The following is a 7,888-nucleotide window of genomic DNA, read 5'->3' on the forward strand; positions in this document are numbered from 1 at the left end:
AGAAGGAAGGCTGCTGATGCCAGGTCAACAGCGCCGTGGCGGCGGGTCCGGTGGCAACGAGGGTGGTCGCCGCGACAACCGCCGTGAGGGCGGCCGCGGAAACGCGCCCGTCGAGAAGACCCCGCACCTCGAGCGGGTCGTCGCGATCAACCGCGTCGCCAAGGTCGTGAAGGGTGGTCGTCGCTTCAGCTTCACCGCCCTGGTGATCGTGGGCGACGGCGACGGCACCGTCGGTGTGGGCTACGGAAAGGCCAAGGAGGTGCCCGCGGCGATCGCCAAGGGTGTCGAGGAGGCCAAGAAGCACTTCTTCAAGGTGCCGCGGATCGGTCAGTCGATCCCGCACCCGGTCACGGGCGAGGACGCGGCCGGTGTGGTGCTGCTCAAGCCGGCCTCCGCCGGTACGGGTGTCATCGCCGGTGGTCCGGTGCGTGCCGTGCTGGAGTGCGCGGGCATCCACGACGTGCTCTCCAAGAGCCTCGGCTCGTCCAACCCGATCAACATCGTGCACGCCACGGTGGCGGCCCTGAAGGGGCTCGAGTCCCCGGAGCAGGTCGCGGCCCGTCGTGGTCTGCCGGTCGAGGACGTCGCGCCGGCCGCCATGCTGGCGTCGCGGGCGGGGGTGGCGTCCTGATGGCACGCCTGAAGGTCACCCAGGTCCGGTCCGAGATCGGGACCAAGAAGAACCAGCGTGACTCGCTGCGTTCGCTCGGTCTCAAGCGGATCAACGACGTGGTGGTCAAGGAGGACCGGCCGGAGATCCGCGGCATGATCTTCACGGTCAACCACCTCGTGAAGGTCGAGGAGGTCGAGTAATGACGATCAAGGTGCACCACCTGCGTCCGGCTCCGGGTGCCAAGACCGACAAGACCCGCGTGGGTCGCGGTGAGGGCTCGAAGGGCAAGACCGCCGGTCGCGGTACCAAGGGTTCGAAGGCCCGGAAGAACATCTCGCCGGCGTTCGAGGGTGGGCAGATGCCCATCCACATGCGCCTGCCGAAGATGAAGGGCTTCAAGAACAAGTTCAAGGTCGTGTTCCAGGTGGTCAACCTGGACCGGCTGGCCGAGCTGTTCCCGAACGGCGGCCAGGTCGGCCCGGTCGAGCTGGTCGAGGCCGGCGCGGTCCGCAAGGGTCACCCGGTCAAGGTGCTCGGCACCGGCGACCTCGGTGGCGTGTCTCTCCAGGTCTCGGCGCACGCGTTCAGCGCGTCGGCCAAGGAGAAGATCACCGCCGCCGGTGGCTCGGTCACCGAGCTGTAAGGCGATGTTCATGGCGCCCGCTCAGTTGTTCGCAACTGGGCGGGCGCCATGGTCTACCGGCCACGTGTGCGCCGGGTAACATCGGATTCGTTTTATGTAGCCGGGCACATCTGCCCGGAGGGGGATCGGACTGTTAGAGTCCGTTCCCAGCCATGGAATCCGGGCACGCCGCCCGGCCACACCACCCCGCCCCGCCAGGATTCGTCACCGGCGGCCCGCGTCGCGCAGGAGGAAGAAGTTGCTGTCCGCCTTTCTCAGTGCGTTCCGTACGCCTGACCTGCGCAAGAAGCTGCTGTTCACAGTAGGCATCATCGCGGTCTACCGGCTGGGCGCCACGATGCCCAGCCCAGGCGTCTCGTACGGCAACGTGCAGAAGTGTCTCGACACCATCCAGGGTGGCAGCACCGGCGTGCTCAACCTGCTGGATCTCTTCTCCGGTGGCGCGCTGCTCCAGCTCTCGGTCTTCGCGCTGGGCATCATGCCCTACATCACCGCGTCGATCATCCTGCAGCTGCTGACGGTGGTGATCCCGCGCCTGGAGCAGCTCCGCAAGGAGGGCCAGGCCGGGCAGGCCAAGATCACGCAGTACACCCGCTACCTGACGCTGGGTCTGGGCGTTCTGCAGGCCTCGGCGTTCGTGGCGCTGGCCCGCTCCGGGCAGCTGTTCAACAACCAGTGCGACCAGTTCCCGATCGTGCCCCGCGGCACCGGCATCCCGGACTGGCTGACGCTGACGATCCTGGTCATGACCATGACCGCCGGCACCGGCGTGGTGATGTGGCTCGGCGAGCTGATCACCGACCGGGGCGTCGGCAACGGCATGTCCGTGCTGATCTTCACCTCGATCGCGGCCCGGCTCCCCAGTGAGGGCTGGAAGATCAAGACCACCAAGGGCTGGGGGATGTTCCTCCTCGTCATCGCCCTGGTGCTGGTGGTCATCACCGCTGTCACGTTCATCGAGCAGGCGCAGCGCCGCATCCCGGTGCAGTACGCCAAGCGCATGATCGGCCGGCGGATGTACGGCGGCACGTCGACCTACATCCCGCTGAAGGTGAACCAGGCCGGCGTCATCCCGGTCATCTTCGCCTCGTCGCTGCTCTACCTGCCGCAGCTCGCGCTCCAGTTCTTCGATCAGAACGACCCGGGCAAGGTCCAGGCGTGGATCCAGAACCACATCGTGAAGGCGAGCGCGCCGGAGCACATCGCGATCTACTTCCTGCTGATCATCTTCTTCACGTACTTCTACGTGTCGATCACGTTCAACCCGACCGAGGTCGCGGACAACATGAAGAAGTACGGCGGCTTCGTGCCGGGTATCCGCCCCGGCAAGCCGACCGCCGAGTACCTCGACTTCATCCTCAGCCGGATCACCCTGCCGGGCGCTCTCTACCTGGGCATCGTCGCGATCCTGCCGAACTTCTTCTTCATCTGGCTGGACAACCAGCAGTTCCAGAACTTCCCGTTCGGCGGCACCGCTGTGCTGATCATGGTTGGCGTCGGTCTGGAGACCGTGAAGCAGATCGAAAGCCAACTCATGCAGCGGAACTACGAAGGGTTCCTGCGGTAGATGCGACTCGTTCTGGTTGGCCCGCCGGGCGCGGGCAAAGGCACACAGGCGGAGTTCATCGCCGCTCACCTCTCGGTGCCGAAGATCTCGACCGGTGACATCTTCCGGGCGAACGTCTCCCAGGGCACGCCCCTGGGAGTCGAGGCCAAGCGGTACATGGACGCCGGCAAGCTGGTCCCGGACGAGGTCACCATCAACATGGTGCGCGACCGGCTCGCCGAGCCGGACGCGAGCGAGGGCTTCCTGCTCGACGGCTTCCCGCGGACCACGCCGCAGGCCGCCGCGCTGGACAAGCTCCTCGCCGACCTCGGCACCGCGCTGGACCTGGTCCTGGAACTGGTCGTCGACGACGACGAGGTGATCCGGCGGCTGTCCGGCCGGCGCACCTGCCGGGGCTGCGGCAAGATCTGGCACGTCGAGTTCGACGCGACCAGCCGGGAGGGCATCTGCGACCGCTGCGGCGCGGAGCTGTTCCAGCGGGACGACGACAAGCCGGAGACCATCGCCGCCCGGCTGCGCGAGTACGCCGAGAAGACCGCGCCGCTGGTCGACTACTACGGCGCCCAGGGCAAGCTGGTCGGCATCGACGCGACCGGTCCGGTGGAGGACGTCACCGTCCGCGCCATCGACGCGCTGCGCTCGTACGGCGGCTGAGGTCCCACTCGCCACCCGGCGGATAGAGTGCGAACAGCGGGGTACGTGCGACGTGCCCCGCTGCTCCGCGTACGCGCGACGAAAGGTAACCACCACCATGCGCCGTCACCAGCTGGACATCCAGCTGAAGACCCCCGAGCAGATCGAGCTGATGCGGGCCGCCGGTCTGGTCGTCGCCCGTGCCCTGCGCCGGATGCGGGAAGCGGTGGCGCCGGGCGTGTCGACGGCAGACCTGGATGCGATCGCCGAGTCGACGATCCGCGAGGCCGGCGCGGTGCCGTCCTTCAAGGGCTACCACGGCTTCCCGGCGTCGATCTGCTCCTCGGTCAACCAGCAGGTGGTGCACGCCATCCCGTCGCCGCAGCAGGTGCTGCGCGAGGGTGACCTGATCTCGATCGACTGCGGCGCGGTGCTGGACGGCTGGCACGGCGACGCGGCCGTCACGGTGCCGGTCGGCGAGGTCGACCCGGCGCTGCTGAGGATGACGGCGGTGGCCGAGGACGCGATGTGGGCCGGGATCGCGGCGGCGGCGCGCGGGGCGGCCTCGGGCAAGGGCCGGCTCACCGACATCTCCCACGCGGTCGAGAGCGCGGTCCGCAAGGGCGGCCGGTACGGCATCGTCGACGGCTACGGCGGTCACGGCATCGGCACCGAGATGCACCAGGACCCGCACGTGCTCAACCACGGGCGCCCCGGCAAGGGGCCGCGTCTGGTGCCGGGCCTGGCGCTCGCCATCGAGCCGATGATCACCATGGGTTCGCCGCGTACGGTCGAGCTGGCCGACGGCTGGACCGTGGTGACCCGGGACGGCTCCATGGCGGTGCACGTGGAGCACTCGATGGCGCTGCTGGACGACGGCGTGTGGGTGCTGACCGCCGAGGACGGCGGACGGGGTCGCCTGGGCGACCTGGTGACCGCCCGGCAGACGTCTGTCGACTCTCCGGCGGTCTGAGCGGGCGCACGCCCGTCCCGGGCGCCGTGCTGCGGGCCTGGCGGCCGGATGACATGCTTGCTCCCATGGATGAGCGCAACCGGATGCGGGCGGCCGACGCGGACCGGGAGGCCACCGCGGATCGTCTCCGGGCGGCGCTGAACGAGGGCCGGCTCGACCTGAACGAGTACGACGAGCGGCTGCGCCGGGCGTACGGGGCGAAGACCTACGGCGAGCTGGACGAGCTGCTGACCGACCTGCCCGGTTCCCGGCCGGCGGAGACTTCGCTGCCGGCTCCGCGCACGGCCGGGAAGAGCCCGGCGGTTGATCGGGACCAGGCGGCCGAGAGCACGCGCAGCGTCTGGCTGCTGGGGGTGTGGGGGCCCTGGCTGAAGGTGGCCCTGATCCTCACCGCGATCTGGTTCGTCTCCCAGCTGGGTGAGGGCGAGTTCGACGACTACTGGCCGATCTGGGTGCTCGGCCCGTGGGGCGCCGTGGTGCTCTACCAGACGATCCAGGGGCTGGCGCACGGCGCGCCGGAGAAGGACGCGGAACGCCGGCGGCGCAAGCAGATCGAGCGGGAGGCGCGCCGCCGGGCGAAGCGGGAGCTGCCGGAGACGTGAGCTGCGTCATATTCACGCCCTGCGGGTGACGGTCCCGCCGGTCGGTTTGGCGAGCGCGCGCGGGTCGGCGTACACTTTCAGATCGGCGCACAGCGTCCACTCCGCCATGCCCACCCTGCGCTTCGGTGGGAGTCGGAGCCGCGGCTGGCGCGGGTTTCCTGATCTTGGTCAGTTCTCCCGTGTAAGACGTTGTGGGCCGTCCGGAGTAACCGACGTCAGGACAGCGGAGGACATGCCGAAAAAAGACGGAGCCATCGAGATCGAGGGTCGGGTCATCGAGCCCCTGCCGAACGCCATGTTCCGGGTGGAGCTCGCGAACGGTCACAAGGTGCTGGCTCACATCAGCGGCAAGATGCGGCAGCACTACATCCGCATCCTGCCGGAGGACCGGGTCGTCGTCGAACTCTCGCCGTACGACCTGACCCGCGGGCGCATCGTCTACCGCTACAAGTAAGCCTGACGGCGGCCGGGACGTTCCCGTGTCCGTCTTCGACGTCCGGGTCGCGCTGCGTCGCGCCTCCGGGCCAGATGGGAAGTAAGGCAACCGTGAAGGTCAAGCCGAGCGTCAAGAGGATCTGCAACAAGTGCCGGGTGATCCGCCGGCACGGCCGGGTCATGGTCATCTGCACCGACCCGCGCCACAAGCAGCGCCAGGGCTGACGCCCCACACATCACCAACTCGTCCCAGCCGCGGTCGGGCGCGCAGCGCGTACCCCCTCGTGGTTGACCCCCGGTCGGAGGCCGGGGCCCGCTCGGGCAGCGACCCGTCCCGGTCGCCGGCGTTCGTCGCCGGAAGGACAGGGACGGTCGGGTAGCGGGGTGGGACGGGTCCACACCTCCGCCACAACATCACGAGGAGTACGCCCGCACATGGCACGTCTAGTCGGCGTGGATCTCCCCCGCGAGAAGCGGATGGAGATCGCGCTCACCTACATCTTCGGGGTCGGTCGCACCCGCGCCCTGGAGACGCTCGCCGCGACCGGCATCTCGCCGGACAAGCGCGTTCGGGACCTCACGGACGAGGAGCTCGTCGAGCTCCGGAACCACATCGAGGGCAACTACAAGGTTGAAGGCGACCTGCGCCGCGAGGTCGCCGCTGACATCCGCCGCAAGGTCGAGATCGGCTGCTACGCCGGTATCCGGCACCGCCGCGGTCTGCCCGTGCGTGGCCAGCGCACCAAGACCAACGCGCGGACCCGGAAGGGCCCGAAGCGGACCGTGGCCGGCAAGAAGAAGCCCGGCAAGAAGTAACTAGGAGCGCACAGACTTATGCCACCGAAGGCTCGTGCCGGAGCCGCCGTCAAGAAGGTCCGGCGCAAGGAACGCAAGAACGTCGCCCACGGGCAGGCGCACATCAAGAGCACCTTCAACAACACCATCGTGTCCATCACGGACCCGACCGGTGCGGTCATCTCCTGGGCCTCCTCCGGCCAGGTGGGCTTCAAGGGCTCCCGCAAGTCGACTCCGTTCGCCGCGCAGCTCGCCGCCGAGGCCGCCGCGCGCCGCGCGATGGAGCACGGCATGCGCAAGGTCGACGTGTTCGTCAAGGGCCCCGGCTCCGGCCGGGAGACCGCCATCCGTTCGCTGCAGGCAGTGGGCCTCGAGGTCGGGCAGATCTCCGACGTCACGCCGCAGCCGCACAACGGTTGCCGTCCGCCGAAGCGTCGCCGGGTCTGAGAGGTTAGAGAGAGATGGCTCGTTACACCGGTGCTGACTGCCGCCGTTGCCGGCGGGAGAAGATGAAGCTGTTCCTCAAGGGCAGCAAGTGCGATGGCCCGAAGTGCCCGTTCGAGTCCCGGCCGTTCCCGCCCGGGCAGCACGGCCGCGGCCGCACGAAGGAGACGGAGTACCTGCTCCAGCTTCGTGAGAAGCAGAAGGCCCGTCGTGTCTACGGCGTGCTGGAGAAGCAGTTCCGCGGCTACTACGAAGAGGCCGTGAGCAAGGAGGCCAAGACCGGCGAGGTCCTGCTGCAGATCCTCGAGTCGCGGCTGGACAACGTGGTCTACCGGGCCGGCTACGCCAAGTCCCGGGACATGGCCCGCCAGCTGGTCAAGCACGGCCACTTCACGGTGAACGGCAAGAAGGTCGACATCCCGTCGTACCGCGTCAAGGAGCACGACATCGTCGAGGTGCGTGCCAAGAGCAAGGAGCTCACCCCGTTCCTCGTGGCGCAGGGTGAGGCCGGCTCGCGGACCGTTCCGGCGTGGCTGGAGGCGATCCCGAGCCAGCTGAAGATCCTCGTGCACTCGCTCCCGGCCCGCCAGGTGATCGACACCCAGGTCCAGGAGCAGCTGATCGTCGAGCTCTACTCCAAGTAAGGGCTCGTTGCGGTGGCCCGTCCTCCGGGGCGGGCCACCGGAACAGTTGTGTCGTGGGCGTCAAATAGCGGGCGCCCCGGAAGAGAAGAGAAAAGATGCTCATCAGCCAGCGACCGTCTCTCTCCGAAGAGTCGATCAACGAGACCCGCTCCCGGTTCACCATCGAGCCGCTGGAGCCCGGCTTCGGCTACACGCTGGGCAACTCGCTGCGGCGTACGCTGCTGTCCTCCATCCCCGGTGCGGCGGTCACCTCGATCAAGATCGACGGTGTGCTGCACGAGTTCACCACGATCCCCGGGGTCAAGGAGGACGTGGTCGAGCTCGTCATGAACATCAAGGAGCTGTGCGTCAGCTCCGAGCACGACGAGCCGGTCAGCATGTACCTGCGCAAGCAGGGCCCGGGCGACGTGACCGCCGGTGACATCCAGCCCCCGGCCGGTGTCTCGGTGCACAACCCGGACCTGAAGCTCGCCACCCTCAACGGCAAGGGCCGGCTCGACATGGAGCTGACCGTCGAGCGGGGTCGCGGCTACGTCACC

General features: G+C 68.4%; 13 protein-coding genes. All 13 read left to right on the plus strand.

Annotation, left to right across the window (positions count from 1 at the left end; genetic code table 11):
- Nucleotides 1-16: 16 nt before the first annotated feature.
- Complete coding sequence (rpsE, locus tag A8711_RS21825) at nucleotides 17-631, plus strand: 30S ribosomal protein S5 (RefSeq protein ID WP_013288621.1); 615 nt, start codon at nucleotides 17-19, stop codon at nucleotides 629-631.
- The gene (gene rpmD / locus A8711_RS21830; protein ID WP_013473693.1) at nucleotides 631-813 is read left to right on the plus strand and encodes a 50S ribosomal protein L30; all 183 of its coding nucleotides are present in this window, start codon (nucleotides 631-633) and stop codon (nucleotides 811-813) included. The genes rpsE and rpmD overlap by 1 nt, the downstream gene beginning before the upstream one ends.
- Complete coding sequence (rplO, locus tag A8711_RS21835) at nucleotides 813-1,256, plus strand: 50S ribosomal protein L15 (protein WP_018784561.1); 444 nt, start codon at nucleotides 813-815, stop codon at nucleotides 1,254-1,256. Before rpmD ends, rplO begins: the two co-directional genes overlap by 1 nt.
- A 238-nt stretch (nucleotides 1,257-1,494) precedes the next feature.
- Nucleotides 1,495-2,823, plus strand: a complete 1,329-nt coding sequence (secY, locus tag A8711_RS21840; RefSeq protein ID WP_043328244.1) for a preprotein translocase subunit SecY — start codon at nucleotides 1,495-1,497, stop codon at nucleotides 2,821-2,823.
- Entirely contained in the window at nucleotides 2,824-3,477 is a 654-nt protein-coding gene (locus tag A8711_RS21845; RefSeq protein WP_030501603.1) for an adenylate kinase, read from the plus strand.
- 97 nt (nucleotides 3,478-3,574) lie between these two features.
- Nucleotides 3,575-4,429, plus strand: coding sequence for a type I methionyl aminopeptidase (map, locus tag A8711_RS21850; RefSeq protein ID WP_030501602.1), 855 nt, complete (start codon nucleotides 3,575-3,577; stop codon nucleotides 4,427-4,429).
- Nucleotides 4,430-4,512: 83 nt separating this feature from the next.
- Nucleotides 4,513-5,031, plus strand: coding sequence for a DUF1707 domain-containing protein (locus A8711_RS21855; RefSeq protein WP_069087965.1), 519 nt, complete (start codon nucleotides 4,513-4,515; stop codon nucleotides 5,029-5,031).
- 232 nt (nucleotides 5,032-5,263) lie between these two features.
- Complete coding sequence (infA, locus tag A8711_RS21860; protein WP_007073013.1) at nucleotides 5,264-5,485, plus strand: translation initiation factor IF-1; 222 nt, start codon at nucleotides 5,264-5,266, stop codon at nucleotides 5,483-5,485.
- A 92-nt stretch (nucleotides 5,486-5,577) separates the two neighbouring features.
- Nucleotides 5,578-5,691 carry a 50S ribosomal protein L36 gene (rpmJ, locus tag A8711_RS21865; RefSeq protein WP_012184307.1) on the plus strand — a complete coding sequence of 38 codons (114 nt, stop codon included), beginning with the start codon at nucleotides 5,578-5,580 and terminating at the stop codon, nucleotides 5,689-5,691.
- 210 nt (nucleotides 5,692-5,901) lie between these two features.
- A complete protein-coding gene (gene rpsM, locus A8711_RS21870) occupies nucleotides 5,902-6,282 on the plus strand; it encodes a 30S ribosomal protein S13 (protein ID WP_013288614.1) in 381 nt (126 codons plus the stop codon).
- A gap of 18 nt (nucleotides 6,283-6,300) precedes the next feature.
- The gene (gene rpsK / locus A8711_RS21875) at nucleotides 6,301-6,708 is read left to right on the plus strand and encodes a 30S ribosomal protein S11 (protein WP_013288613.1); all 408 of its coding nucleotides are present in this window, start codon (nucleotides 6,301-6,303) and stop codon (nucleotides 6,706-6,708) included.
- Between the two features lie 14 nt (nucleotides 6,709-6,722).
- Nucleotides 6,723-7,349, plus strand: coding sequence for a 30S ribosomal protein S4 (rpsD, locus tag A8711_RS21880; protein ID WP_018784565.1), 627 nt, complete (start codon nucleotides 6,723-6,725; stop codon nucleotides 7,347-7,349).
- 95 nt (nucleotides 7,350-7,444) lie between these two features.
- Nucleotides 7,445-7,888: DNA-directed RNA polymerase subunit alpha (locus A8711_RS21885; protein ID WP_141707679.1), on the plus strand; the 444-nt coding region annotated here is incomplete at its 3' end.

This window comes from Micromonospora sp. II (genome assembly GCF_001709195.1).
GTDB lineage: Bacteria > Actinomycetota > Actinomycetes > Mycobacteriales > Micromonosporaceae > Micromonospora > Micromonospora chalcea.